Origin of the sequence: Streptomyces sp. NBC_00316 (genome assembly GCF_036158715.1) — a bacterium.
Taxonomy (GTDB): domain Bacteria; phylum Actinomycetota; class Actinomycetes; order Streptomycetales; family Streptomycetaceae; genus Streptomyces.
Genome location: NZ_CP108023.1, coordinates 2986583 through 3012631 on the forward strand (window position 1 = coordinate 2986583; position 26049 = coordinate 3012631).

Genomic DNA, 26049 nt, shown 5'->3' on the forward strand with positions numbered 1-26049 from the left:
ACATGGGGACCAAGGGGACGGCGGGCGCCGGGCGCTCCGCGGGGAAGAAGCCCGAGCACGGCATCAGCCGGCGCGGGCTGCTGATCGGCGCTGCCGTCACGGCGGTCGGCACGGCGGCGCTGGCGCGGGAGAAGCTGGAGCACGCCTGGTGGCGGCTGCCGGGGGTGGAGAAGCCGCGGAAGCCGGGTGAGCTGGATTACGCACGGGCGGAGTGGATAGCGGCGTCCCCGGCGAACTGGCGGCGCGCGGACCGCCCCGCCGACTACGCCATAGACCGGGTCGTCATCCATGTCACCCAGGGCAGCTTCCGCGGCGCGGTCAAGGTCTTCCAGAACCCCGGCCACGGCGCGGCGGCGCACTATGTGGTGCGCAAGGACGGCCATGTGGCGCAGATGATCCGCGAGCTGGACGTGGCGTTCCATGCGGGGAACAGGGCGTACAACGAGCGCAGCGTCGGCATCGAGCACGAAGGGTTCGTGGACCGGCCGCAGGACTTCACGGCGGCGATGTACGAGGCGTCGGCGCGGCTGACGGCGGCGATATGCGGGCGGTACGACATACCGGTGGACCGGGCGCACATCATCGGGCATGTGGAGGTGCCGGGCACGGACCACACCGATCCGGGTCCGCACTGGGACTGGGACCGGTATCTGAAGCTGGTGCGGGCGGCGACGGCGACCGGCCGGAAGGCCGACGTCTGAGGGCCGTCCGGGATCCTGCCGGAACGGCCCTCAGCTGAGCCCGGCCGTCCGCGCCCGCTCCACCGCCGGGCCGATCGCCCGGGCGACGTCCTCGACGTCCTGCTTGGTCGAGGTGTGTCCGAGCGAGAACCGCAGCGTGCCGCGGGCCAGGTCCGGGTCGACGCCCGTGGCCAGCAGTACGTGGCTCGGCTGGGCGATGCCCGCCGTGCAGGCGGAACCGGTGGAGCACTCGATGCCCTGGGCGTCCAGCAGCAGGAGGAGGGAGTCGCCCTCGCAGCCGGGGAAGGTGAAGTGGGCGTTCGCCGGGAGCCGCCCGCCCGGGGCCGGGTCGCCGCCGAGGATGGCGTCGGGGACGGCCGCCAGCACGGCCGCGACCAGGTCGTCGCGGAGCCCGCCGATCTCGCGGGCGAAGTCCTCGCGCCCGTCGGCGGCGAGCCGGCCGGCCACCGCGAATGCGGCGATGGCGGGCACATCGAGCGTGCCGGAGCGCACATGGCGCTCCTGGCCGCCGCCGTGCAGCACGGGCACGGGAGTGTGTTCGCGGCCGAGCAGCAGGGCGCCGATGCCGAACGGGCCGCCGATCTTGTGCGCGCTGACCGTCATGGCAGCCAGTCCCGACGCGGCGAAGTCGACCTCCACCTGCCCGAAGGCCTGCACCGCGTCCGAGTGCATCGGTACGCCGAACTCGCCGGCCACGGCCGCCAGTTCGCGTACCGGCATGACGGTGCCGATCTCGTTGTTGGCCCACATCACGGTGACCATCGCGACATCGTCGGGGTTGCGTGCGATCGCCTCGCGCAGCGCGTCCGGGTGGACGCGGCCGTAGGCGTCGACGGGGAGGTACTCGACGGTCGCGCCCTCGTGTTCGGCGAGCCAGTCGACGGCGTCCAGCACGGCGTGGTGCTCGACGGGGCCGGCGAGCACCCGGGTGCGCCGGGGGTCGGCGTCGCGGCGGGCCCAGTAGAGGCCCTTCACGGCGAGGTTGTCCGCCTCGGTGCCGCCGGAGGTGAAGACCACCTCGCTGGGGCGTGCGCCGAGGGCGTCGGCGAGGGTCTCTCTCGACTCCTCGACGGTACGGCGGGCCCGGCGCCCGGCGGCGTGGAGTGAGGACGCGTTGCCGGTGGCGGCGAGCTGGGCGGTCATCGCCGCGATCGCCTCCGGAAGCATCGGCGTGGTCGAGGCGTGGTCGAGGTAAGCCATGGTGGGCTCGATTCTACGAGCCCCCGGCGGGGCGTATGCCGGGCGCATCGCGGCCCGGTACCCGCGCACGGCGAACGGCTGCCGCGTCACGCACCCGGTCCGCGTCCCGGTCCGGAGCCCGATCCGGCCGGGGACGGGGTGCGAGAGCGCCGTTCCTCAGCCGCCGAGGCTCCAGGAGACGGTGCCGTTTCCGGTGACCAGGAAGGCCAGGACGACGAGATCGGCGATGCCGAGGGCGAGTCCGAGCAGGGCGCGGCCGCGGCGGGCGGTGGACCGGGCGAGGGCGATGATCGCCATCACGATGGCGACCGGGCCGAGCAGGATGTTCATCACAAGCAGGCCGGTCAGCCCGAGCACGAAGGAGGCGACGGCCAGACCGTCGGCGTCCCGGGCGCGGGTCCTGCGGCCGCCCGGCTGACGGACGTCCCCCTCGGCGGCGTCGGCCGCCGTGCCGGCGCCCGTACGGCGGGCGAATGCGGTGAGTGTCATGGTGCGGGACTCCTTCGTCTCTGTCGTCGGCTCGGATCGGTGATCAGTACGACCGGCGGCGCGTGCCCACCCGCTCGCGAACGGCGAAGATCAGCAGCCAGCAGCCGATCGCGAGGGCGAGGGCGAGGGTCAGCGGGAACGGAAGCTGGGCCACCGCTCCGAGGACGACCCCCAGCAGGAGCAGGGCGGCAACGAGGACGATCATGTTCGGCCTTTCTGCGCGTCTCGGGGCACTCGGACTCCCGGTGCCTGTGCCGGCACTTGAGAGTACGAGTGTTCACTGACTAGTCAGTCTAGACCCGCCCTCCCCTTCCCCACTCCAGAGAACAGTTGTTTACTGAATGGCATGAGTCACACCGTCGGCATCCGCCAGACCCAGAAGCTGAAAACGCGTCAGGCGCTCCTGGACGCCGCGCTCCGACTGCTGGAGCACCAGAGCCTGAGCAGCCTGGGACTGCGCGAGGTGACGCGGGCGGTGGGCGTCGCACCCACCGCCTTCTACCGGCACTTCGACGACACCGCCGCGCTCGGTGTGGCACTCGTCGAGGAGGCGCTCGGCAGCCTGCACGGGATGATCGGCGACATCCTCGCCGAGACGGGCGACAGTGAGATCCGGCGGGACCGCAGCATCGATCTGATCATCCGTCACGTACGGGAGCAGCCGGCCCACTTCCGCTTCATCGCCCGCGAACAGCACGGCGGCGTCGGCCCGGTCCGCGAGGCCATAGCGGCCCAACTGCGCCGATTCGCCGAGGAGGTGGCAGGGGCGCTCGCCGCGGAGCCGGAGTCACGGGGCTGGAGCGAAGAGGATCTGCTGATGCTGGGCGGCCTCTACGTCGACCACATGGTGATCACCGCCTCGACGATGCTGGACGCAGGCCCCGCTGGTGAGGCCCGGGTCGCCGAGGTCGCGCGCCGACGACTGCGGCTCGTCACCCTCGGCAGACTCCACTGGCTGGACGCCCCCCAGGGCGCCGGTGAAGCACGACCGGCCGCCGGAGCGGACGGGCCGCCGCCGGCTCGATGACGGCCGGCCGCGCACGGCCGGCGGCATCCGCACGGAACGGGGCAGCGGCGTCACACCGCTGCCGGATGTGCGCAGTGCCCGACGTCTCCGCGTCGGGCACTGCGCACATCCGGGAAGGCCCTGCTCAGCTGCGCGGGGCGCGGGCCAGCTGGCGGGACTGGGCGACCAGCCGGTCGGCGCTGTCCCAGACGTCCGCGTCCTCCTCCAGGAAGCCGCCCGCGAGATTGCGTGTGGTGATGGAGACACGCAGCGGGCCCGGGGCCGGACGGCAGCGGATGTGGGTGGTGAGCTCGATGGTCGGCGTCCAGCCCTTGAGCCCCAGCTCGAACGAGGTCGGCGGCAGTGCGTCGACGGCGAGCAGCAGAGAGTACGGGTCGGCGTCGCGGCCGTCCGCGAGGCCGAACCAGCCGCGCATCTCACCCTTGCCGGACGGGGCGCCGATGGCCCAGCCGACGGTCGACGGGTCGAGCTTGACGCTGAGCCGCTCGGTGATCGCGGAGCTGCCGGGGATGGGTGCCGGGCCGTCGGCCGGGCCGAAGCACTGCTCGATGGGCGCCATGACCGGCGGCGTCGCCGACGTACGGATGTCGTCGGAGAGGGCGTCCAGGTCGCCGTAGGTGCCGAGGACCCTGATGCGCTCGACCTCGGTGCCGTCCTCGGCGAACTGGAAGAGCGAGGCCTGGCCGGTGGAGAGGGTCCGGCCGGTGCGGACGACCTGGGTCCGGATCACGGCGGGGCCGGGAACGGATGCAGTGAGGTAGTGCGCGGAGACCGAGAACGGGTCCGCATGTGGCAGGGCGTCGCCGAGCGCGCGGCCGAGCATCGCCAGGAGATACCCGCCATTGACGGCGTGGATGATCGTCCAGCCCGCAGAGAGTTCGGCGTCGTAGACGCCTTCTTCGCGAAGGGTGACGGCGGTGTCCCGATCGAACTCGCTGTCGCCGATGAGTGCCTGAGCTGCCTGTGCCATGCGATGCACCGTACACCGATTGTATTACTGAGCGGTAGCTTTTTCACCTCGCCGAGATGTCGCAGTGACGGTCAGGCGGTGGCGGAGCCCTCCTCGGCCGCAGCCGAGGAACGGTTATAGGCGCGGGGCGCCCGCCAGTGGTAGCGCATCGCCAGCAGCCGCAGGACGAAGGCGGTGATCACCGCGGTGCCACTGGTGAAGGCGTTGAGCGCGCCGAAGCGGATACACAGCACGACCATCGCCGCGCCGACCATCGCGGGCACGGCGTACAGGTCGCGGTCCCAGCGCAGCAGCGACGGCGTCTCATTGGCGAGCACGTCACGCAGCACACCGCCGCCGACGCCGGTGGCCAGTCCCAGGGCTGCCGATGCGGTGAGGCCGAGACCGTAGTCGTATGCCTTGACGGTGCCGGTCACGCAGAACAGCCCGAGGCCGGCCGCGTCGAAGACATTGACCGCGACCTGGATCCGCTCGACATGCGGGTGCATGAAGAAGACCAGGCCGGCGGCGATCAGCGGGGTGAGGAAGTAACCGAGATCGGTGAAGGCGGCAGGAGGCACCGCCCCGATGATCACGTCACGGAACAGCCCTCCGCCCAGCGCTGTCACCTCGGCGAGTACCGCGATGCCGAAGACATCGAAGTTCTTGCGTACGGCGAGCAGTGCGCCGGAGATCGCGAAGACAAAAATTCCGACGATGTCGAGCGCATGCTGGACGGAGGGCGTGAACAGTTCGTTGAGCACCGGGCTATTGTGCCGGCACTACTCCTTGGGGCTGTCCTCCGAGGTCCCGGAGGGCGTCGCGGCATCGTCCGGGGACGGTGCCGCGGTGTCGTCGCCGTCGGCCGTTCCGCCGGACACCGGAGCCTCGGCGGACTCCGTGACCTCGGCCACCTCGCCGGCCTCCGAAGGCTCGGTGGCCTCAGCAGGCTCCGTGACCTCGGCCGACGCGGTGTCCTCCGAAGGCTCCACGGCCTCGGCCGCCACCGCCTTCGTCACGGAAACCACCTTGACCGCCTCCCGCGCCGCGGCCGACACCGTCTCGCCCGGCACCTGGTCCGGCGCGTTCTCCGGGTGGTGGCAGGCCACCTGGTGACCGGTCTTCAACGCGATCAGCGGGGGTTCCTGCGTCTTGCAGACGTCCGTCGCCTTCCAGCACCTCGTGTGGAAGCGGCAGCCGCTCGGCGGCGAGATCGGCGACGGCACATCGCCCTTGAGCAGGATCCGCCCGCTCGCCACGCCGCGCCGCCGCGGGTCCGGCACCGGCACCGCGGACATCAGGGCCTTCGTGTACGGGTGCATGGGCGCCTCGTACAGCGACTTGCGGTCCGTGAGCTCGACGATCTTGCCCAGGTACATGACGGCGATGCGGTCCGAGACATGGCGGATGACCGAGAGGTCGTGCGCGATGATCACGTAGGTGAGCCCGAGCTCGTCCTGGAGGTCATCGAGCAGGTTGACGACCTGCGCCTGGATCGACACGTCCAGCGCCGAGACCGGCTCGTCCGCCACCACCAGCTTCGGCTTGAGCGCGAGTGCGCGGGCGATGCCGATGCGCTGGCGCTGCCCGCCGGAGAACTCGTGCGGATAGCGGTTGTAGTGCTCGGGGTTGAGGCCCACCAGCGAGAGCAGATCCTGGACCGCCTTCTTGACCCCGCCCTCGGGCGTGACGCCCTGGAGCTTGAAGGGCGCACTGACGATCGTGCCGACCGTGTGCCGCGGGTTCAGCGAGGAGTACGGGTCCTGGAAGATCATCTGCACGTCGCGGCGCATCGGCCGCATGGCCGAGACGCCCAGGTGCGTGATGTCCTTGCCCTCGAACTCGATCGTGCCACCGGTCGGTTCGAGCAGCCGGGTGATCAGCCGGCCCATCGTCGACTTGCCGCAGCCGGACTCACCCACGACACCCAGGGTCTCCCCCGGTCGCACGTCGAAGGAGATGCCGTCGACGGCCTTCACCGCAGCGACCTGGCGCTGCAGCAGCCCCTTCTTGATGGGGAAGTGCTTGACCAGGTTGTCGACCTTGAGCAGCGGCTCGGGCGAGCTCGTCGCCTGCGCTGGAATCGCTGCCGCGGCGGCGCTCTTCTCGGTCTTCTCGGTCTTCTCGCTCACAGCTTCGGCGCAATCTCTTCGGTCCAGATCCGGGTCCGGTCCTCCGGCGACATGTGGCAGGCCGCGAAGTGGTTGCCCTCGACCTGCTGCAGCTCCGGGCGCGTGGTCCGGGTGATGCCGCCCTTGGGCACATCCGCGTACGGGCAGCGCGGGTTGAAGGCGCAGCCGGACGGGATGTTGATGAGGCTGGGCGGGGAACCCTTGACCGGGACGAGCCGGTCGGTCTCCTCCTTGTCGATGCGCGGCATCGACGTGAGCAGACCCCAGGTGTACGGGTGCCTGGGCTCGTAGAAGACCTGCTCGGCGGTGCCGTGCTCGACGCAGCGGCCGCCGTACATGACCAGGATGTCGTCGGCCATCTCGGCGACGACGCCCAGGTCGTGGGTGATCATGATGACCGCGGAGCCGAACTCCTTCTGCAGATCGCGGATCAGGTCGAGGATCTGCGCCTGGACGGTCACGTCCAGCGCAGTCGTCGGCTCGTCGGCGATGAGCAGTTCGGGGTTGTTGACCAGCGACATCGCGATCATCGCGCGCTGACGCATACCGCCGGAGAACTCGTGCGGGTAGGAGTCGACACGCTTGGCGGGCTCGGGGATGCCGACCCGGTCGAGCATCTCGACCGCGCGCGCACGCGCCGCCTTCTTGGTCACGTCGTGGTGGTTGCGGTACGCCTCGACGATCTGCGCGCCCACCGTGTAGTACGGGTGCATCGCCGACAGCGGGTCCTGGAAGATCATGGACATCTGCCGGCCGCGCAGCCTGCGCACGTGGTCGTCGCCGGCGCCGATCAGCTCCTCGCCGTCCAGCCAGATCTCACCGCTGATGTCGGGGCGGCTGCGTGCCTGCCCGGAGCGGTGCAGACCCATGATGGCCAGCGAGGTGACCGACTTGCCGGAGCCGGACTCGCCGACGATGCCGAGGGTCTTGCCCTTCTCCAGCTGGAAGGAGAGCCCGTCGACGGACTTGACGATGCCGTCGTCGGTCGGGAAGTGCACCTTCAGGTCGCGCACGGAGAGGAAGGCCTCGGGCCGTGCGCCGCCCTGCTCGGGAACACCGGCCGGACCGGCCGACTGCTCGTCCTGGGTGGGGATGTTGTCGGTCACGTCAGCCTCACACGCGGGTCGACGACCGCGTACAGCAGGTCGACAATCAAGTTGGCCATGACTACGAAGAACGCCGCGATGATGGTGACGCCCATGATGACCGGCAGGTCACCGGAGTTGATCGCGTCGACCGCGGCCTTTCCCATACCGGGCAGACTGAAGGTCGACTCGGTCAGCACCGCGCCGCCGAGCAGGGCGCCCAGGTCCAGACCGAAGACCGTGATGATCGGAGTCAGGGTGGATCGCAGCGCGTGCTTGCGGATGACCACCTGCTCCTTGAGGCCCTTGGCGCGGGCCGTACGGATGTAGTCCTCGCCCAGGATCTCCAGCATGGTGGCGCGGGTGAGCCGGGCGTAGGTGGCCGCGAAGAGGAAGGCCAGCGTGACCCAAGGGAGGATCATGCTGTTCAGCCAGGCCCCCGGATCATCCGTGAGCGGCGCGTAGTTGATCGTCTCCATCCACTCCAGGCTGTAGATGAAGACGGCCGAACACACCAGTCCGGTGAAGTAGATCGGCAGAGAGACACCTGCCAGCGCGGTGATCATCGTGGCCCGGTCGAGCACAGTGCGTCTGCGCAGTGCGGAGATCACTCCGGTGGCGACACCGCCGATCAGCCAGAGCACCGAAGCTCCCGCGGCCAGCGACAGGGTGACCGGGATGCGCTGCTTCAGGTCCGGCCACACCGGCTGCTCGTTCTTGAACGAGTAGCCGAAGCAGGGGGCCGGGCAGTGGGTGATCTGGGAGCCCTGGTCGTAGTCCCGGCCGGCCACGATGCCCTTGAGGAAGAGGCCGTACTGCGTGGTGATGGGCTTGTCGAGGCCCATCTTCGTACGGATGCCCTCGATGGCCGTCTTGTTGGTCTCACGGCCGGCATAGAGGAGTGCGGGATCGCTTCCGGTGATCTTCGGCACCATGAAGAAGATGCCGAAGGTGACCATGGAGACGATCACCAGCATGACGACGACATTGACGAGTCGTCGGAAGAGGTAGACGAGCACTGCAGTCGGCCTGGTCGGCGGGTGGCTGCCGTCCCTTGTGGGGACGACAGCCGCCCGCCTGCGGCCTTCACCTGCCCTTCGAACTAGCGCATGCGAGGTGAAGGACCCGCATGTCCAACTGCTACTTGACGACGCCCATGACCGCGAGGTCGAGACGGCCCATGGACTCGTTGTAGAAGACGTTGGTCAGCCGCGGGTTGCGGTAGACGAGCGCCTTGTCGAAGTTGATCGGGAGATAGAGGGCCTTCTCCATGATCGCCTTGTTGATCTGGGTGTAGAACGGCGCGGCGGCTTCCGGCGACGTCGCGGAGGCGGCCTGGTCGAAGAGACCGTTGACCGTCTTGTCGTTCAGCATCGTGTAGTTGTTGTTGCCGTTCTTCAGGATGAAGGAGCCGTCAACCAGCGGCTGCAGGAAGCCTGCACCCGAGTTGTAGTCGGCGCCCCAGCCCATCACGATGATGCCGTAGCCCTTCTTCTTCACGTTGTCGGGAGCACCGATCACGGAAGCAGAGTTCTTGCCGTCGTACTGGTCGATGGAGGCCTCGATACCGACGGCCTTCAGCGAAGCCTGCAGCGACTCGGCGGTGGCCACCTCGGGCTTGCGGTTGTTGCGGACCGCGATGGTGGTCTTGAAGCCGTTCGGCTTGCCACAGGCCTTCAGGGCCTCCTTGGCCTTGTCGACCTGCGGCTTGCCCTGGGTCAGGCCGAACGGGTCGTAGGACTTGTCCGAACCCGGGATGCCCGGGGGCAGCATGTTGGCGCCGAGGTCACCGCTGGTCGGGCCACCACGGGCGGTCTGCAGCGACTTCGGGTCGGCTGCGTAGATGACCGCCTTGCGGCACTCGATGTTGTCGAACGGCGCGACCGTCTGCGGGAACGCGAAGTACCGGATGTAGCCGCTGAACGGGTCGTCGGCGTTGGCCTTGTACTTGGCGTTCTGCAGGATCTTGATCTTGGCGGCCTGCTGCACACCGGTGCCGTCGACCGCGTAGTCGACGTCGCCCGAAAGCAGACGGGCGTCCATGTCGTCCGGGTTCGAGGTCACGGTGAAGGTGACCTTGTCCGGCAGACCCTTGCGGATCGGGTCGGTCTTCGGGTCCCAGTTGGTGTTCCGGACGAAGATCGTCTCCTTGCCCGGCTTGAAGGACTGGACCTTGTACGGGCCGGTGGCGACCGGGTGGTTCGTGTACTTCGCGCCGTCGTCCTTGGCCGCCGGCACCGGCGAGGAGTCGGCCATCGCCATCAGGTACGAGAAGTCCGAGTTCGGCTTCGCCAGGTTGAAGACGATCGTCTGGTCGTCCGGCGTCTGGACCGACTTCAGACCCAGCTTGTTCGGGTCCTTGTCCTTGTAGGGGCCGGGGTACTTCTGGCCCTGGTCGAGGATGTCGATCAGGTAGGTCGGGCCGCCGGAGAGGACGTCCTGCGCGAAGACGCGCTCGACGCCGTACTTGATGTCCTTCGAGGTGATCGGCGTGCCGTCCTCGAACTTGACGCCGGCCTTCAGCTTGAAGGTGTACGTCTTGCCGCCGTTGCTCAGCGTCGGCAGGGACTCCGCGAGGTCGGGGACCAGCTTGGTGCCGGCCTCACCGGGCTTCGAGTCGTACGCGAGCAGCTGGCGGATGTACATCCGCTGCATGTTCCAGACGAAGCCGTAGTAGGCACGGGCCGGGTCAAGGAAGTCGACGTCCTGAGGGGACATCAGCTTCAGCGTGCCGCCCTTCTTGTCGGACGCGTTGATGACCTTGCCCTTGGTGGCTGCGTCGTAACCGGCACCCTGCGACGAGGAGGACTTGTTGTCGCTGTCCCCTCCGCCACAAGCGGTGGCGGTCAGCGCAACCGCGGCCGCGAGGGCCGTGAGCGCAACTGCCTTCCGTGAGCGATTCACTGTCTTGCAACCTCCGTGATGTGGTGTGGCCCGTGGTACGCAGTCCGCGCCCGACGGTCAATCGAGTGCCAACCGGCTCGCGCCGGAGACCTTTTGGGGGTCGACTCAGCTGCCCTTCGGGTCGAGGGCGTCACGCAGCCCGTCGCCGAAGAGGTTGAATGCCAGAACGGTGATGAAGATCGCGAGTCCGGGGACCACCATGTATGTCGGGTCCGCCTGGTAGGTGTTGATCGCGTCGGAGAGCATCTTGCCCCACGAGGCGGTCGGCGGCTTCACACCCGCACCCAGGAAGCTGAGCGCGGCCTCGCTGAGGATGTTGGTCGGAATGATCAGCGTCGAGTAGACGAGGATCGGCGCGACCAGGTTGGGCAGCAGCTCCTTGAAGAGGATGTAGCCCCGCCCGGCGCCCAGGCTGCGTGCCGCCTCGACGTACTCCCGCTCGCGCAGGGACATCGTCTGCCCCCGGACGATACGGCCGATGTAGGGCCAGCCGAAGAAGCCGATCACCACGATCAGCACGCCCATCCTCACGCCCGTGCCGGTGAGTCCCCAGAGGGAGTCGGGCACCACGGTGACGAGGGCGATGGTGAACAGCAGCTGCGGGAAGGCGAGCAGCAGGTCCATCAGCCGGCTGATGAGTGCGTCGACCCAGCCGCCGAAGAACCCGGCCACCGAACCGAGGATGCTGCCGATGACCACGGAGACCACCGCGGCGAGGAAGGCCACCAGGAGCGAGATACGCGCTCCGTAGACGATGCGGCTGAACACATCGCGGCCGTTGGTGGGTTCGACACCCAGCAGGTAGTCCGAGTTGATCCCGCCGAAGGAGCCCTTGGGGATGCCGAGGTCCGGGTCGAGCAGATCCTCGTGGAAGTCGTTCGGCGGATGGCCGAGGAGACTCACGATCAGCGGTGCGAACACCGCGATCAGGATCAGCAGGATGACGACCACACCACCGGCGAGCGCCACTTTGTCGCGCTTCAGCCGTGTCCAGGCGATACGTCCTGGCGAACGGCCTTCGATGTCCTTGGCCGAAACATCGGCCGTGACATCGACGGTCGCAGTCTCGGCCGCGCTGTCGTGCAGTGGTGCCGTCATCGTTGTGGGGACCCCTCTCGGCTCGACCGACTGTGGCCGGCCCGTGCCCGCCGCTGTAGCGGCTTGTTCACATCACAGGTGCAAGTCGCACGATTGGTGCGGGTGGTACGGAAGAAGCAGGTGGTGCGGGTGGAGCAGATCTACCGGTCCAACCAGAAGCCGCAGGTCGCGCAGGGGACCGAACGCCTCTTGTTCCGGGGAGTCTTCAACGCGCCGCGGATCACCCGCCAGCCCTGGCGGGGAATGGATGCGCAACCGTGATGTGACCTGCCGGATCCGTTATCCGGACGTCGTGATCGCCCCAGCGGACCAAGTCGGCACTCTTCGCCCAGATCGGACAGGTGCCCCAACGGGGTTCATCCCGGCCTCAATTGACGGCCGGCCCGACGGGTCAGCCGTGGGCCGGGGGGTAGCCGTAGCCGACGGCAGGGGCGGGCGCGGCGTGGGCCTCGCGGTCGTAGAACGGGCGGGCGTTGGCGCGCAGCCACATCGCGACCGGGTCGTACTCGTCGGACATCGCGACGGTCGAGACGGGAAGCCCGTCCGGGACCGCGCCGATCGACTGCTGCATCATCGCGCGCACCGCGTCGACGGAGGACTGACTCGTGTCGTAGAGATCGAGACCGATGGCGAGATAGGGGACACCCAGCGCGGGCTGCACCCAGGCGCGGCGCAGGGAACGGACCGCGGGGGTGTGATGGGCGTTCTGCGAGAGCAGTGCGTAGAACTGCGGGATCTCGATGGCCGGTTCGGTGAGCCGGAGCGGTCCGGCGGGCATCCGGTCGAGTCCGGTGGCGATCCGCCGCAGGTCCAGCCAGGGGATGCCGACACCGCCCCCGGGGGCGTGCGGGTTGAGCCAGATGCCCCAGCGGTCGGGGAAGAGGGCGCGGGCGATGTCGACGCCGCCGACCACTTCATGGGCCCGGTTCCAGCCACTGGCCGAGAGTTCCTGGGCGGAGGTCACACAGGGGGCGTAGCCGAGCCCGTCGACCTCCATGTTCCCGTACTGGGCGTCGGGCGATCCGGCCCGGCCGTGCCAGAGCAGCATCCAGACCCGGCCCTGGGCGAGGGCCCGCAGCAGCGCCTCGTACGCGTCGTAGCGCCCGGGCGTCACCTGGCGCAGCATGTGCTCGACCTGTCCGGCCGCCGCGGTGCCTGACGCACTCACCCTGGGTCCCGCCCCTCTTCGATCCACTGTGTCGGCCCGTTGCTCCCGGGGCACGCGGGTGCACCTCGGTGGCCTGGGCCCTGGCCATCAAACCAGCTTAGGCCGCGTCCTTGACACCGACTTGACGCCACGGATTGCCGGTGTCGCACCCCGGCCGCCGGGGTGCGACGGCCGTCGGGGGACCCTGAGCGTGTTGCAGAAGGCTTTAGTGGTCCGCACGCTCGTAGAACGGCCGGATCCTGTCCCGCATCCAGTCGGCGACCGGGTCCTGCGCCACGTCGAGCAGGACCAGGTTGACCGGCCAGGGCGTCTCGACACGGCCGAGGGCGCGGCCCAGGGCGTCCATCGGGGCGTTGCGGCCGGCGCCGTCCCAGGTCGAGAACTCGACTCCTATGAAGAGGACGGGGGCGCCGCCCTCGATGCTGGCCAGCGCCCGGCGGGCGGTGCGCACGACGCCGGTCTCCTGGAATTCGCCGGCCGCGGCGGCGAGGAAGTCGACGGGCTCCTCCTGCCAGTCCGGCTCGTACAGCCGCACCCGGCCGCCGCTGGCCGGTCCGTCCAGCGAGGTGCGTCCGGTGCGGCAGAGCTCGGCGACGGCGGGCGGCGGCAGTGGCATGCCGACGGCGCCGCCCGGGTTCACCGCGATACCGAGCTGCGGGGGCAGTCCGCGGGCGAATTCACGGGCGGGCGCCACGGTGAAGGGCATATGGGCACCCACGCAGCTCAGGAACTGCTGTTCGGAGCTGAAGACGGGGACGTACGCGGCGCCCTCGATCTCCACCGTCGGCAGGTCGAGCGACGGGGCGTCGGGGCCGCCACCGTTGGGGAGCGGCACCCAGAGGTGGCTGCGGCCGAGCACCTCGACGAGCCGGCCGCCCGCCTCCGGGATGCCGAGCGAGGCCCCGAGCACCTCTTCGAGCTCGTTGGCCGGCCATCCGCCTTGCGGATGGACCTGGACCTGTGCCGGAATGTCCACTGCTTCCCCTTCTCACCCCATACCTTGCGGCAGAACAGTAACTCCGGTGCGCCCCCGCGCGCCGGAAGCCCCTACATCCGCGCGAACGTGATCCGGGTCAGCAACCCGGCAGCCTCCCGGTCCAGCAGCACCGCCGAGCAGCAGCCGCGCGGCAGGGTGCCGGCCTCGGTGTCCCGCAGCAGACGGCCGACGGCCCTGCGGTGCCGGGCGAAGGCGTAACCGGAGACTCCGCGGCCGCGCTCGCGCTGGCCCTCCCTCGCCACCTGTGCGGTGACGTCGAGCAGCACAAGGTGCAGAACACGGCCGCGGCGCCGTGCATGACGGGCGAGCCACCTCCGTACCCACGCCTGGGTCCCGCAGTCGTGGACCACCACCGAGTCACCGGAGCGCAGCGCGCGCCACAGTCCCCAGTAGTGGGCGACGCGGACGAGCGGGCGGTAGAGGGCGTACGGGAGTAAGCGGGGCATCCGCCCTGCCCACCGGTCCCGCGTGTCCTGGGAGTCGATGGCCCGTACGGCCACCGTCCGCCGGATGAGTGTCGACTTGCCGCTGCCGGGCAGCCCGGAGACCACCACCACATCGCCCGCGGCGAAGTGCAGGCCGCGCGGGCTGCGCCCGCCGCGCTCGCGCAGATCGCGCACGACGGGTGCGTGCGTGCCGAGCCGTTCCCGGACGGGTGTGCCCGCCTGCGCAGGCATCGCGCCGTGCGCGACCCCCGCGGTCGTCGCGTACCGCTGCAATGTCATCGGCCTCCCCCTGTCGGTCAAGCACACTGCTCACGAAGTGTAAAGAAAAGGCAATGCGAGACAACCGTGCCACCCGTCGTTTCCCCCATGGGGTACCGACGCTCCACTCTTCCGCAATGCGTGCGATGATGACCCGGCCAACTGCATAAAGGCCGCTTGAATCCGCGCGGGAGAGTTCCGGTGACTGTTCGTGCCGGGCGCCGAAGGAGCAAGATCCTCCCTTGAATCTCTCAGGCCCCGTACCGCGTGGATGAGGCAGATCTGAAAAGCGAGCCGCCGTGCGCGTCTCCACCCAAGGTGCAAGCCGTTACCCCTCAGGGGTCTCTCGGCGAACCTCTCAGGTTCCGATGACAGATGGGGAGGGATCGTCCTCGCCGTCATGCCCTGGGAGCCACACCTCATGAGCAACGCCCCCCGTCTCACCGCCCTCGACGCCCTGCACCGCTCGCTGGGCGCGACCATGACCGACTTCGCGGGCTGGGACATGCCGCTGCGGTACGCCAGTGAGCGCGAAGAGCACAACGCGGTGCGCACGAAGGCCGGCCTCTTCGACCTGTCGCACATGGGTGAGATCACGGTCACCGGCCCGCAGGCCGCCGAGTTCCTGAACTACGCACTGGTCGGCAACATCGCCACCGTCGCCGTCGGCCGCGCCCGGTACACGATGATCTGCGCCGAGGACGGCGGCATCCTGGACGACCTGATCGTCTACCGCCTGGGCGGGACCGAGTACATGGTCGTCGCCAACGCCGGCAACGCCCAGATCGTGCTGGACGCGCTGACCGCCCGCGCCGACGGGTTCGACACCGAGGTGCGCGACGACCGCGACGCGTACGCGCTGCTCGCCGTCCAGGGCCCCGAGTCCCCCGCCATCCTGGCCTCGGTCACCGACGCCGACCTGGACGGTCTGAAGTACTACGCGGGCCTGCCCGGCACCGTCGCCGGTGTGCCCGCGCTGATCGCCCGTACCGGCTACACCGGCGAGGACGGCTTCGAACTGTTCGTCGCTCCCGAGCACGCCGAGCAGCTCTGGCAGGCCCTCACCGCGGCAGGCGCCTCCCACGGCCTGGTCCCGTGCGGTCTGTCCTGCCGCGACACGCTGCGGCTGGAGGCCGGCATGCCGCTGTACGGGCACGAGCTGACCACCGAGCTGACGCCGTTCGACGCCGGTCTGGGCCGGGTCGTGAAGTTCGAGAAGGAGGGCGACTTCGTCGGCCGCAAGGCGCTGGAGGCCGCGGCCGAGCGCGCCGAGACCGCCCCGCCGCGCAAGCTGGTCGGTCTGATCGCCAAGGGCCGCCGGGTGCCGCGCGCCGGCTTCTCCGTCGTCGCCGAGGGCCAGGTCATCGGCGAGGTCACCTCCGGTGCCCCGTCCCCCACCCTCGGCAAGCCGATCGCCATCGCGTACGTGGACGCCGCGCACGCCGCGCCCGGCGCCGCGGGCGTCGGAGTGGACATCCGCGGCAGCCACGAGCCGTACGAGGTCGTGTCGCTGCCGTTCTACAAGCGGCAGAAGTGACGTAATCGCGTCTCACCCCCTAAGACCACTGTTCACCAGCACTCCCCCACGTACAGGAGAATTCAGACCATGAGCAACCCCCAGCAGCTGCGTTACAGCAAGGAGCACGAGTGGCTGTCGGCCGTCGAGGACGGTGTCGCCACGATCGGTATCACCGAGTTCGCCGCCAACGCGCTCGGCGACGTCGTCTACGCCCAGCTCCCCGAGGTCGGTGACACGGTCACCGAGGGCGAGACCTGCGGCGAGCTGGAGTCGACCAAGTCCGTGAGCGACCTGTACTCGCCGGTGACCGGCGAGGTCGTCGCCTCCAACCAGGACGTGGTGGACGACCCGGCGCTGGTGAACTCCGCTCCCTTCGAGGGCGGCTGGCTGTTCAAGGTACGCATCACGGAGGAGCCGAAGGACCTGCTCTCCGCTGACGAGTACACCGAGTTCTCCGGCAACTAAAGACCCCAAGGGACCACCAGATGTCGCTTCTCAACTCCTCCCTCCACGAGCTGGACCCGGACGTCGCCGCCGCCGTCGACGCCGAGCTCCACCGTCAGCAGTCCACCCTCGAGATGATCGCCTCGGAGAACTTCGCTCCGGTCGCGGTCATGGAGGCCCAGGGCTCCGTCCTCACCAACAAGTACGCCGAGGGCTACCCGGGCCGCCGCTACTACGGCGGCTGCGAGCACGTCGACGTGGTCGAGCAGATCGCCATCGACCGGATCAAGGCACTGTTCGGCGCCGAGGCCGCGAACGTCCAGCCGCACTCGGGTGCGCAGGCCAACGCCGCCGCGATGTTCGCTCTGCTGAAGCCGGGCGACACGATCATGGGTCTGAACCTGGCCCACGGCGGTCACCTGACCCACGGCATGAAGATCAACTTCTCCGGCAAGCTCTACAACGTGGTCCCGTACCACGTGGATGAGACCGGTGTCGTGGACATGGCCGAGGTCGAGCGTCTCGCCAAGGAGTCCAAGCCGAAGCTGATCGTCGCCGGCTGGTCGGCGTACCCCCGCCAGCTGGACTTCGCCGCCTTCCGCCGCATCGCGGACGAGGTCGGCGCGTACCTGATGGTCGACATGGCGCACTTCGCCGGCCTGGTGGCCGCGGGACTGCACCCCAACCCGGTGCCGCACGCCCACGTCGTCACCACCACCACGCACAAGACCCTCGGCGGTCCGCGCGGTGGCGTGATCCTCTCGACGCAGGAGCTCGCCAAGAAGATCAACTCCGCTGTCTTCCCCGGTCAGCAGGGTGGTCCGCTGGAGCACGTGATCGCGGCCAAGGCGGTCTCGTTCAAGGTCGCGGCGACCGAGGAGTTCAAGGAGCGCCAGCAGCGCACCCTGGACGGCGCCCGCATCCTCGCCGAGCGTCTGGTGCAGCCGGACGTCACCGAGGTCGGCGTCTCCGTCCTCTCCGGCGGCACGGACGTCCACCTGGTCCTCGTCGACCTGCGCAACTCCGAGCTGGACGGCCAGCAGGCCGAGGACCGGCTCCACGAGCTCGGCATCACGGTCAACCGGAACGCCATCCCGAACGACCCGCGGCCGCCGATGGTCACCTCGGGGCTGCGGATCGGCACGCCGGCCCTGGCCACCCGCGGCTTCCAGGCCGAGGACTTCACCGAGGTCGCCGAGATCATCGCGTCGGCACTGAAGCCGTCGTACGACGCCGACGACCTCAAGGCCCGCGTCATCGCGCTGGCCGAGAAGTTCCCGCTGTACCCCGGCCTGAAGTAGTCCGGGTCACTTTTCGTACGTTTGGGGCGGGGCACCACGCACACTGGACAGTGAGCGCGGTGCCCCATCCCTTGTCCCGCTGCTCTTCGGGCCGACCGGTCCGTACCGCACCACCCGGCAGACAACGACGTCTACCAACCCTTAGGAGTCACCCGTGGCCATCTCGGTCTTCGACCTGTTCTCGATCGGCATCGGCCCGTCCAGCTCCCATACGGTCGGCCCGATGCGCGCGGCCCGTATGTTTGCGCGCCGGCTGAAGAACGAGGGCCTGCTCGCCCACACCGCCTCGATACGCGCCGAGCTGTACGGCTCGCTCGGTGCCACCGGACACGGCCACGGCACCCCCAAGGCCGTCCTGCTCGGCCTGGAGGGCGAGTCCCCCCGGACCGTCGACGTCGAGTCCGCCGACGACCGGGTCGCCGAGATCCGCACCTCCGGACGGATCAACCTCCTCGGCGTGCACGAGATCGACTTCGACGCCGACGAGCAGCTGGTCCTGCACCGCCGCAAGGCGCTGCCGTACCACGCCAACGGCATGACGATCTTCGCGTACGACCACGAGGGCGCCCTGCTCCTGGAGAAGACGTACTACTCCGTCGGCGGCGGCTTCGTCGTCGACGAGGACGCGGTCGGCGAGGACCGGATCGTCCTCGACGACACCGTGCTCAAGCACCCCTTCCGCACCGGCGACGAACTGCTGCGGATCTCCCGCGAGACCGGCCTGTCGATCTCCTCGCTGATGCTGGAGAACGAACGCGCCTGGCGCACCGAGGACGAGATCCGCTCCGGTCTGCTCGACATCTGGCGCGTCATGCAGGCGTGCGTGTCGCGCGGCATGTCCCGCGAGGGCATCCTGCCCGGCGGCCTCAAGGTCCGCCGCCGCGCCGCGAACACCGCGCGCCAGCTGCGCGCCGAGGGCGACCCGCAGGCCCATGCGATGGAGTGGATCACCCTCTATGCCATGGCCGTCAACGAGGAGAACGCCGCGGGCGGCCGCGTCGTCACCGCCCCGACCAACGGCGCCGCGGGCATCATCCCGGCCGTGCTGCACTACTACATGAACTTCGCAGCAGGCGGCGCCACCGAGGCCGAGAAGGAGGACGGTGTCGTCCGCTTCCTCCTCGCCGCGGGCGCCATCGGCATGCTGTTCAAGGAGAACGCCTCGATCTCCGGCGCCGAGGTCGGCTGCCAGGGCGAGGTCGGCTCCGCCTGCTCGATGGCCGCCGGCGCCCTCGCCGAGGTGCTCGGCGGCTCCGCCGAGCAGGTCGAGAACGCCGCCGAGATCGGCATGGAGCACAACCTCGGCCTGACCTGCGACCCGGTCGGCGGCCTCGTCCAGATCCCGTGCATCGAGCGCAACGGCATGGCGGCGGTGAAGGCCGTCACCGCGGCGAAGATGGCACTGCGCGGCGACGGCAGCCACAAGGTCTCCCTCGACAAGGTCATCAAGACCATGAAGGAGACGGGCGCGGACATGAGCGTGAAGTACAAGGAGACCGCGCGCGGCGGGCTCGCGGTGAACATCATCGAGTGCTGACGCCGTAGCCCCGGTCAGCGCCTTCGTGTCGTACGGCGCCGGTCGGGGCTCCCGTGCCCGCACATACAGCAGCCCCCGGTCCTTCGTGCCGATCCGGAATCTTCAGTCGTCGCCGACGGTTCCGATATCGATACGTGCCTTGCCGGGGGCCTGGCCAGTTGCCGAGCTGGGGGTCACTCACCCGGTGAACGTCTCCACCGGTGGTGCGGCTCTCAACGGTGCCTGGTGTATTTGCTAGTTTCCTCCCTATTTGTCCGTAGTCAAGAGGGAGGGCGGCAAAGGTTGCCGACGCGGGAGCGGGCGGGCGGTCAAAGAAGTGCACCCCCCGGACGGACAGGCCAGTTCCGGCCCGCCGACCAGCGAAGTCACTCAACCCACAGGTTCACCAACTGCTCATAAGCGAGCAGGCGTTCGCGACGATCAAGCAGTTTCGGTCAGAAACTGCTTCCATCCACTGCGCTCTGGGGGTTCACTGGACGCGACGAGTGGTGGCGCGATCGCTGTACGTATGCGGTTTGCCGCCTGGGTCAGCGGCCCGGCTCCGATGCCCCGGCCCCGGCGGAGGAAAGAGGACAGCGATGAGCTCCCCGTGAATCGATGGCCCGCGCACCCGCACTGATTCGTAAGAGCGACTCATTCCCATTCCCTGTTCGTACCGTTCAGACGAGGGGTAACATGAGCAAAATTGCGCTTCCAGAATTCCATATGCCGTTCGAGAGCACGGGCTGCAATCCAGGCATTCAGACAACCAAGGAAGCCGCCTGGGAATGGGCGGCTAAAAGCGATCTCGTCCTGTCCCCGGTGGCCCGCAAGAAAATGATCCGGACGCGTCCCGAACTCTGGATATCCCTGATATTCCCGGGCGCCTCGCAGGAGCATCTCGACCTCTTCTGCCAGTGGCTCTTCTGGGCGTTCCTGGTCGACGACGAGTTCGACGACGGCCCGGCCGGCCGCAATCCGCGCATGTGCGAGGAGGCCATCACCCGACTGGTGGACGTACTCGACGGGGCCGGCGCACCGAGCGGCCCCATGGAGCACGCGCTCGACGGTCTGATGCTGCGGACCTGCGAGGGACGGTCGCCGCGCTGGGTCCGGCAGTTCCGCAGGGACACGGTCGCCTGGCTGTGGACGTACTACGCGGAGGCCGTCGACCGGGCCGCGGGCCACGTGCCGAGCACCGTCGACTTCGTGAAGCACCGTCGTGACTCGGTGGCCATGCAGCCATTCCTCGACCTGCACGAAATCACCGCCGGAATAGATCTCCCGGAATCCGCCCGCTCCCTTCCCGCATATATCGCACTGCGCAATGCGGTGGCCGATCACTCGGGGCTCTGCAACGACATCTGCTCGTTCGAGAAGGAAGCCATGCTCGGTTATGAGCACAATACCGTCCGGCTCATTCAACGGGACCGCGGCGGGTCACTCCAGCAAGCCGTCGACGAGGCCGGGGTATGGCTGGCGTGGATCGCAGACCGGGTCCAGCGAGCGGAAAAGGAACTGGTCGAGGAAATAGAGGCCGCACGGATCGAAGGACCTGCACGCGCGGCGCTCGAGCGCTGCGTCCAGGACTACCGGGGGCTCGTCCGCGGGGACTTCGACTACCACGCCCGGGCGGAGCGGTACACCCGCCCCGACCTGATGGAGATCGACGAACAGGCTTCTCTGTCCCGGAACTTCGCCGCCTGACCGGTCGGCCGGGGACCGGATCCGCCTGATCCGGGATCGGCCCCCGGCCGGCCACGGCCGGGGGGCCTTCCGGCGATCAGCCCTTGTTCTGGGCGGCCCAGAACTCGTCGAAGGTGAGCAGACCGTCGCCGTTCCCGTCGTGGGAGTTGATGACGGCCTGGGCCACCGGCTCGGTGACGTAGGGGTCACCCAGCTGCGCCATCACGCTCGTGTACTCCGCGGCCGAGATCAGCCCGTCGCCGTTCACGTCGAACCGCTCGAATGCCTTGCGCGCCGACTCGATGTCCGCCACTGTTCCGCCCCTTCATGATGCCTAACTGACGGGGCCAGATTAACGGGCGCGACCGGTGCCGATCGCGGCGGCCATCGCCGATCATGGTGGGGTGTCCGCGGACGGCGGACGGAGCCCGGGACCGGGGAGTGGACCGCTTCATGACCGACGCACTGGCGCAGATCCTGACCGCTGCGGCGCACGGACGGTTCCCGCCGCCCGACGGGGGCACGACGGTGGTGGCCCAGCCGAACGCGCGGGACGCCGGGGTGCTGGCCCTCACCGCCCACTCGGTGGTGTTCACCGACGAGGATCCGGCGTGGGTACGGGCGGCGCTGGCCGCCACCCCCGGCGATCCGCTGGCCGCGACGATGAACCCGCACTTCCTGGGGACACTGCTGGCCCGCACCGGCCGGCACATGAACACCATCGACCTGCTGACGGTCGCGGGTGCGCTGCCGGGCGACCCGGAGATCGGACTGCGGGAGATCGCGGACCCGGAACATCCGCGGGTCGCCCGGGCGATGAAGTACCGCGACGAGGTACGGGTCTGGGCCGCCGACGGCGGGGTGCTGATTCTCGGCCGTGGGGTCGCCGGGCGCTGGGAGGCGGCGGTCGAGGTGGCGGAGGAGGCACGTGGCCGGCGGCTCGGGGAGCGCCTGGCGCGGGCGGCCCGGCAGTTGGTGCCGGACGAGGTGGTGTGGGCGCAGCAGTCGCCGGGGAACGCCCGCAGCGTGCGGACGTTCCAGGCGGCGGGCTACCGGCCGGTGGGCTCGGAGGCCCTGCTGATCGCGGGATGAGCGGCGGGCCCGCGACGGGTCAGCGGAAGACTCCGGTGTGGCCGAGCGAGTAGCGGCCCGGCTGCGGGTAGACGGCGAGTCCGTGCGGTCCGCTGCCCACCGGGATCCGGGCGAGCTGCTTGCCGGTGGCCGTGTCGATCGCGTACACCTCGGCGTCGTAGCGCCCGGACAGCCAGAGGACCTTGCCGTCCGCCGAGACGCCGCCCATGTCGGGGCTGCCGCCGTGCGGCAGGCGCCACTTCTTCGTCAGCTTGTTCCTGGCGAAGTCGAAGACGGAGACGGAGCCTTCACCGCGGTTGGTGACGTACATCTCCTTGGAGTCCCGGCTGACGTACAGTCCGTGGGCCCCCTTGCCGGTCGGCAACAGCTTCGGGGTGGTGAACTTCTGCCCGTTCAGGACCCACATGCCGTTCGCGATCATGTCCGCGATGTAGAACGTCCCGCCGTCAGGCGACAACTTCACGTCCTGAGGCATCGCGCCCTTGAACGGCAGCTTCTGCTGAGCGACGACCTTCATCCTCGCGGTGTCGACCTTGAGGAGTTCGCCGGAGAACTCGCAGGAGACGATGAAGTACCGGCCGTCCATGGAGAAGTCGGCGTGATTGACGCCCGCGCAGTGGACCGGAACCGTCTTGACCGTCTTCATCGTGTGCGCGTCACGGAAGACCAGCTGCCGGTCCATCGAGGCCATCACGACGGCGTACGTGCCGTTCGGCGTGAAGTAGAGGTTGTACGGGTCGGAGACCGCGACCGTCCTGCCTGCCTTGCCGGTCGCCGGATCGATGGCCGTGAGGGTGTCGCCGAGGTCGTTGTTGACCCAGAGCGTCTTCAGGTCCCAGGACGGGACGACGTGCTGCGGCTGGTGGCCGACCGGGATGGTTTCGATGACCTTGTAGGTCCTGGGGTCGATCACCGACACGGTGTCGGACTTGGTGTTGGGCACGTACACCCGCGCCGGGAAGTTCCTGACGTCCGGTGAGAGCTTTCCGGGCCGGTCGGCCGCGTACACGTCCGTGGAGTCGAGCACCGGCGGCATCCCGGCGAGTCCGGGCGGCACGGGCGGGGCGACGTGCTGCGGGGTGGCGTTCGCCCGGGCGGCGGCCTTCGGCCCGACGGGCGGTGCGGCAGCTTCGCCCTTCCCCTTCCCGGCGGGGATGCCGCAGCCCGCGAGTGCGGCGATGAGGACGCCCCCGAGCAGTGCTGCGGTGCGCTTGGTGGAGGGAGGCATCAGGTCAGCAGCTCCGTGGTCGTCACCGCGCGCAGTTGGCGGCGGTCGATTTCGGTGAGGAGGAGAGGCAGCGCGGCGACCGTGTCCGCATAGCCGAAGTGCAGGCTCACCACCGACCCGTTGCGGATCTCCCCGGCGACCTTGCGGGTCACGGCCGCGGCACCGGGAGACGTGAAGTCGAGGGAGTCCACGTCGTACGAGAGGACGTGCGGGTAGCCCGCGCGGCGCGCGAGGCGCTGGACGAGCGGGGTGGCCGACCGGGTGCGCGAGGGGCGGAACCAGGTGCCGATGGAGCCGGTGAGCCGGCGCAGCCGCTGCGCGCAGCCGGTGATCTCCGCGTACGCCGCCGCCTCGCCCATCGCCGAGATATCGATGTGCCGCTGGGTGTGGTTGCCGAGGTCGTGGCCCCCGTCGAGGATCCGGCGGGCCATCTCGGGGTGCTCGTCGAGCCAGCTGCCGACGGCGAGGACGGTGATCCGGGCGTGGGCGCGCTCCACCTCGGTGAGCACGCTCCGGGCGACGGCGGGGTCACCCTGGCCGTGGAAGGTGAGGGCGACGCGGGGACGGTCGCGCGGGCCGTGGTCGATCTGGACCGGCTGCCCGGGGTAGCGATGCGGGGCGGGCGCGGGGTGCGGGGACGGGGCGCTCGCGGAACTCCTGCCGGCGGCGTGCGCAGGGGCGTCCGTGGGCGTTCCGGCCGGGGTCTTCCCTGCGGTGTCCGCGGTGCCGCGCCCGTCCGTACATCCGCCGACGAGGGCGCCGGCCACGGCTGCCCCTGCGCCCGCGCGCAGTGCGCTGCGGCGGTGCACCGGCATCTCGGAGGCGTTCATGAGCAGAACAGTAGGGGCGCAATGCCGGACATATACCAATCAATCACCATCGCGGCGATTCCCGGGCATCCGCCAACCCGCTCACCATGACGGAAATGATCAACGATTCACTCTTCTAGCCGCATATTCATTCACACTTTGCCAGGCGAGTGACTCATCACACCTACGATTCACTAGCGAAGTGTCCATATATGCGCAATTTCAGCCGGTTGATACCTTTGGCTTCACGGTCACCCATCTGCCATAGTCGGTCCCACGACCCCCATTGACCCGGGCCAGGTCGTCTTACGCGGCCGTGAATACACCCCCCATTTCACGGCCCCCACACGGAAGCCCCCGAAGCGCCGTACCACGGCAGACCGGGGGCTTCCGTGCATCACCCGGGGAGGGCCGCGGGGCGCCGGCTCAGCGGTCGGAGATCCGCATCTCGAACCAGGTGGTCTTGCCGCGCGGCAGCAGATCCACCCCCCACCGGTCGGAGAGCTTGTCGACGAGGAAGAGACCGCGGCCGCTGATGTCCATCTCCTGGACCGGCATGAGACACGGCAGCCCGCGCGAGGGGTCACGCACCTCGATCCGGATCCAGCCGCGACGGCGCAGCATGCGCAATCCGAAAATCCGGGCACCGGTGTGCCGCACCGCATTGCCGACGAGTTCCGAGACGAGCAGGACGGCATGTTCGCCGGTCTGCGGGGAAAGCGCCCACTGGCGCAGCACCACGCACGAAGTGAGCCGCCGGGCGGTCGCCGCGGACTCCGGCCGGGAGGGCAGCCGGACCTCACCCTCCGTCGGATTCCCGAACAACTCGAGCGCCTTGAACGCCTGTTCGTCCTCGACAGTCGGCATCCAGCGCGCTGCAGTCGCACCGCTGCGCTGTCGCGGCTGCTCCACACCCTCCAGGCCCGCCATGCACACCATCATGGCCGCACGACGGGCACTCCGGGGCCGTTCCGCGGGAATCCCCACCCCCGAAGCGGGCATTCTCCGGCGGTCGATAGGCATATGCCGCTGGCAGAATGCACCTCTCGACACTGCCTGCGACCTGCGCATATAGGCCGCCCGAACGGGATTGCGCCGATCACCGGAGTGCTGAGCCTTAAGGTTGCCTTAAGGCTCAGCTAATCCGCCCGCACGGATGAATCAGCGGCCGCCTGTGCCCAACTGGCCTTGGGTCAGAGGAACTTGGCCTTGCCCGGCCCCTCTTCCACAAAGCTGCGCATTCCGCGCTCGCGGTCCTCCGTCGCGAACAGGCCCGCGAACCAGTTCCGCTCGATCGTGAGCCCGGTGTCGAGGTCGGTCTCCAGCCCCGCGTCGACGGACTCCTTCGCGGCGCGCAGCGCCAGGGCGGGACCCTTGGCCAGCCGGGCGGCCCAGGCGTGCGCCTGCTCGTACACCTCGGCCGCCGGCACCACGCGGTCCACCAGGCCGATCGCCAGGGCCTCCTCGGCCTTCACATGACGGCCGGTGAAGATCAGGTCCTTGGCCTTGGACGGCCCGACCAGCCGGGCCAGCCGCTGGGTGCCGCCCGCGCCGGGGATCAGGCCGAGCAGAATCTCGGGCTGGCCCAGCTTGGCGTTGTCGGCGGCGATCCGGTAGTCGGCGCAGAGTGCCAGCTCGCAGCCGCCGCCGAGCGCATAGCCGGTGACTGCGGCGACAACGGGCTTGGGGATCCGGGCCACCGCGGTGAAGGAGTCCTGCAGCGCCTTGGACCGTACGACCATCGCCGTGTGGTCCATGGCCTGCATCTCCTTGATGTCCGCGCCCGCCGCGAACACCTTCTCACCGCCGTAGAGGACGACGGCGCGCACATCGTCGCGCCGGGTCGCCTCCTCGGCGAGTTCACGCAGCCGGTCCTGGGTGGCGACGTCCAGGGCGTTCATGGGCGGACGGTCCAGCCGGATCGTGCCGACGCCGTCGCTTGCTTCGAGGGTTACGGTCATGGGAGGCAGGTTAACCGGCGCTAACAGCAGCGGGCCCGG

Annotated in this window: 27 protein-coding genes and 1 riboswitch; of the genes, 9 read left to right on the forward strand and 18 right to left on the reverse strand. The window is 69.3% G+C overall.

Annotated features, from left to right (window positions below):
* Positions 1 to 2: 2 nt before the first annotated feature.
* Positions 3 to 701, forward strand: a complete 699-nt coding sequence (locus tag OG878_RS13135) for an N-acetylmuramoyl-L-alanine amidase (RefSeq protein WP_328886961.1) — start codon at positions 3 to 5, stop codon at positions 699 to 701.
* A gap of 30 nt (positions 702 to 731) precedes the next feature.
* Here the strand turns inward: OG878_RS13135 and OG878_RS13140 are convergent, their stop codons facing one another.
* From OG878_RS13140 to OG878_RS13150, 3 genes are all read right to left on the reverse strand, one after another.
* Positions 732 to 1901 (reverse strand): cysteine desulfurase family protein, encoded by a 1170-nt coding sequence (locus OG878_RS13140; RefSeq protein WP_328886962.1) that lies wholly within the window; start codon positions 1899 to 1901, stop codon positions 732 to 734.
* A gap of 156 nt (positions 1902 to 2057) precedes the next feature.
* Complete coding sequence (locus OG878_RS13145) at positions 2058 to 2390, reverse strand: DUF4190 domain-containing protein (RefSeq protein ID WP_328886963.1); 333 nt, start codon at positions 2388 to 2390, stop codon at positions 2058 to 2060.
* A gap of 43 nt (positions 2391 to 2433) precedes the next feature.
* Positions 2434 to 2595: a hypothetical protein gene (locus OG878_RS13150; protein WP_328886964.1), complete on the reverse strand. Its 162-nt coding sequence runs from the start codon at positions 2593 to 2595 to the stop codon at positions 2434 to 2436.
* A gap of 141 nt (positions 2596 to 2736) precedes the next feature.
* Between OG878_RS13150 and OG878_RS13155 the strand changes: the two genes are divergently transcribed.
* Positions 2737 to 3417 carry a TetR family transcriptional regulator gene (locus tag OG878_RS13155; RefSeq protein ID WP_328886965.1) on the forward strand — a complete coding sequence of 227 codons (681 nt, stop codon included), beginning with the start codon at positions 2737 to 2739 and terminating at the stop codon, positions 3415 to 3417.
* 124 nt (positions 3418 to 3541) lie between these two features.
* Here OG878_RS13155 and OG878_RS13160 read toward each other — a convergent pair whose 3' ends face one another.
* The 7 genes from OG878_RS13160 to OG878_RS13190 form a co-directional block, all read right to left on the reverse strand.
* Positions 3542 to 4387 carry a thioesterase family protein gene (locus OG878_RS13160; protein WP_328886966.1) on the reverse strand — a complete coding sequence of 282 codons (846 nt, stop codon included), beginning with the start codon at positions 4385 to 4387 and terminating at the stop codon, positions 3542 to 3544.
* A 71-nt stretch (positions 4388 to 4458) separates the two neighbouring features.
* Positions 4459 to 5130 carry a trimeric intracellular cation channel family protein gene (locus tag OG878_RS13165; protein ID WP_328886967.1) on the reverse strand — a complete coding sequence of 224 codons (672 nt, stop codon included), beginning with the start codon at positions 5128 to 5130 and terminating at the stop codon, positions 4459 to 4461.
* An 18-nt stretch (positions 5131 to 5148) separates the two neighbouring features.
* Positions 5149 to 6498 (reverse strand): ABC transporter ATP-binding protein, encoded by a 1350-nt coding sequence (locus tag OG878_RS13170; protein ID WP_328886968.1) that lies wholly within the window; start codon positions 6496 to 6498, stop codon positions 5149 to 5151.
* Positions 6495 to 7592: an ABC transporter ATP-binding protein gene (locus OG878_RS13175; protein WP_443049252.1), complete on the reverse strand. Its 1098-nt coding sequence runs from the start codon at positions 7590 to 7592 to the stop codon at positions 6495 to 6497. Before OG878_RS13175 ends, OG878_RS13170 begins: the two co-directional genes overlap by 4 nt.
* A gap of 8 nt (positions 7593 to 7600) precedes the next feature.
* Entirely contained in the window at positions 7601 to 8602 is a 1002-nt protein-coding gene (locus OG878_RS13180) for an ABC transporter permease (protein WP_328886970.1), read from the reverse strand.
* Between the two features lie 121 nt (positions 8603 to 8723).
* The gene (locus OG878_RS13185; RefSeq protein WP_328886971.1) at positions 8724 to 10487 is read right to left on the reverse strand and encodes an ABC transporter substrate-binding protein; all 1764 of its coding nucleotides are present in this window, start codon (positions 10485 to 10487) and stop codon (positions 8724 to 8726) included.
* A 105-nt stretch (positions 10488 to 10592) separates the two neighbouring features.
* On the reverse strand, positions 10593 to 11585 hold the full coding sequence (locus tag OG878_RS13190; RefSeq protein ID WP_328886972.1) for an ABC transporter permease: 993 nt from the start codon (positions 11583 to 11585) through the stop codon (positions 10593 to 10595).
* Positions 11586 to 11663: 78 nt separating this feature from the next.
* Here OG878_RS13190 and OG878_RS13195 point away from each other — a divergent pair, with 78 nt between their 5' ends.
* The gene (locus tag OG878_RS13195) at positions 11664 to 11846 is read left to right on the forward strand and encodes a hypothetical protein (protein ID WP_328886973.1); all 183 of its coding nucleotides are present in this window, start codon (positions 11664 to 11666) and stop codon (positions 11844 to 11846) included.
* A gap of 130 nt (positions 11847 to 11976) precedes the next feature.
* Here OG878_RS13195 and OG878_RS13200 read toward each other — a convergent pair whose 3' ends face one another.
* The 3 genes from OG878_RS13200 to OG878_RS13210 form a co-directional block, all read right to left on the reverse strand.
* Positions 11977 to 12753, reverse strand: a complete 777-nt coding sequence (locus OG878_RS13200; RefSeq protein WP_328886974.1) for an enhanced serine sensitivity protein SseB C-terminal domain-containing protein — start codon at positions 12751 to 12753, stop codon at positions 11977 to 11979.
* A gap of 205 nt (positions 12754 to 12958) precedes the next feature.
* Entirely contained in the window at positions 12959 to 13729 is a 771-nt protein-coding gene (locus tag OG878_RS13205; RefSeq protein ID WP_328886975.1) for an enhanced serine sensitivity protein SseB, read from the reverse strand.
* A 71-nt stretch (positions 13730 to 13800) separates the two neighbouring features.
* Positions 13801 to 14475 carry an AAA family ATPase gene (locus OG878_RS13210; RefSeq protein ID WP_328886976.1) on the reverse strand — a complete coding sequence of 225 codons (675 nt, stop codon included), beginning with the start codon at positions 14473 to 14475 and terminating at the stop codon, positions 13801 to 13803.
* Positions 14476 to 14632: 157 nt separating this feature from the next.
* Positions 14633 to 14730, forward strand: a riboswitch (glycine riboswitch).
* Positions 14731 to 14875: 145 nt separating this feature from the next.
* Here OG878_RS13210 and gcvT point away from each other — a divergent pair.
* The 5 genes from gcvT (at position 14876) to OG878_RS13235 (ending at position 20941) form a co-directional block, all read left to right on the forward strand.
* Positions 14876 to 15991, forward strand: a complete 1116-nt coding sequence (gcvT, locus tag OG878_RS13215) for a glycine cleavage system aminomethyltransferase GcvT (protein WP_328886977.1) — start codon at positions 14876 to 14878, stop codon at positions 15989 to 15991.
* A gap of 69 nt (positions 15992 to 16060) precedes the next feature.
* Positions 16061 to 16438, forward strand: a complete 378-nt coding sequence (gene gcvH, locus OG878_RS13220; RefSeq protein WP_277328460.1) for a glycine cleavage system protein GcvH — start codon at positions 16061 to 16063, stop codon at positions 16436 to 16438.
* A 20-nt stretch (positions 16439 to 16458) separates the two neighbouring features.
* The gene (glyA, locus tag OG878_RS13225) at positions 16459 to 17718 is read left to right on the forward strand and encodes a serine hydroxymethyltransferase (protein WP_328886978.1); all 1260 of its coding nucleotides are present in this window, start codon (positions 16459 to 16461) and stop codon (positions 17716 to 17718) included.
* Positions 17719 to 17872: 154 nt separating this feature from the next.
* On the forward strand, positions 17873 to 19255 hold the full coding sequence (locus OG878_RS13230) for an L-serine ammonia-lyase (RefSeq protein ID WP_328886979.1): 1383 nt from the start codon (positions 17873 to 17875) through the stop codon (positions 19253 to 19255).
* Between the two features lie 675 nt (positions 19256 to 19930).
* Positions 19931 to 20941, forward strand: coding sequence for a terpene synthase family protein (locus tag OG878_RS13235; protein WP_443049102.1), 1011 nt, complete (start codon positions 19931 to 19933; stop codon positions 20939 to 20941).
* Positions 20942 to 21017: 76 nt separating this feature from the next.
* Here OG878_RS13235 and OG878_RS13240 read toward each other — a convergent pair whose 3' ends face one another.
* Positions 21018 to 21233: an EF-hand domain-containing protein gene (locus OG878_RS13240; protein WP_328886980.1), complete on the reverse strand. Its 216-nt coding sequence runs from the start codon at positions 21231 to 21233 to the stop codon at positions 21018 to 21020.
* Positions 21234 to 21373: 140 nt separating this feature from the next.
* On the opposite strand from OG878_RS13240, the gene OG878_RS13245 reads away from it, so the two are divergent.
* A complete protein-coding gene (locus OG878_RS13245; RefSeq protein ID WP_328886981.1) occupies positions 21374 to 22012 on the forward strand; it encodes a GNAT family N-acetyltransferase in 639 nt (212 codons plus the stop codon).
* 19 nt (positions 22013 to 22031) lie between these two features.
* On the opposite strand, the gene OG878_RS13250 is transcribed toward OG878_RS13245, so the two are convergent.
* The 4 genes from OG878_RS13250 to OG878_RS13265 all read right to left on the reverse strand — a co-directional run bounded on the left by OG878_RS13250 (position 22032) and on the right by OG878_RS13265 (position 26010).
* Entirely contained in the window at positions 22032 to 23240 is a 1209-nt protein-coding gene (locus tag OG878_RS13250) for a YVTN family beta-propeller repeat protein (RefSeq protein WP_328886982.1), read from the reverse strand.
* Positions 23240 to 24070, reverse strand: a complete 831-nt coding sequence (locus tag OG878_RS13255; RefSeq protein ID WP_328886983.1) for a polysaccharide deacetylase family protein — start codon at positions 24068 to 24070, stop codon at positions 23240 to 23242. The genes OG878_RS13250 and OG878_RS13255 overlap by 1 nt, the downstream gene beginning before the upstream one ends.
* Positions 24071 to 24475: 405 nt before the next feature.
* Positions 24476 to 24991, reverse strand: coding sequence for an ATP-binding protein (locus OG878_RS13260; RefSeq protein ID WP_328886984.1), 516 nt, complete (start codon positions 24989 to 24991; stop codon positions 24476 to 24478).
* A gap of 251 nt (positions 24992 to 25242) precedes the next feature.
* A complete protein-coding gene (locus tag OG878_RS13265) occupies positions 25243 to 26010 on the reverse strand; it encodes an enoyl-CoA hydratase/isomerase family protein (protein WP_328886985.1) in 768 nt (255 codons plus the stop codon).
* Between the last annotated feature and the right edge of the window lie 39 nt (positions 26011 to 26049).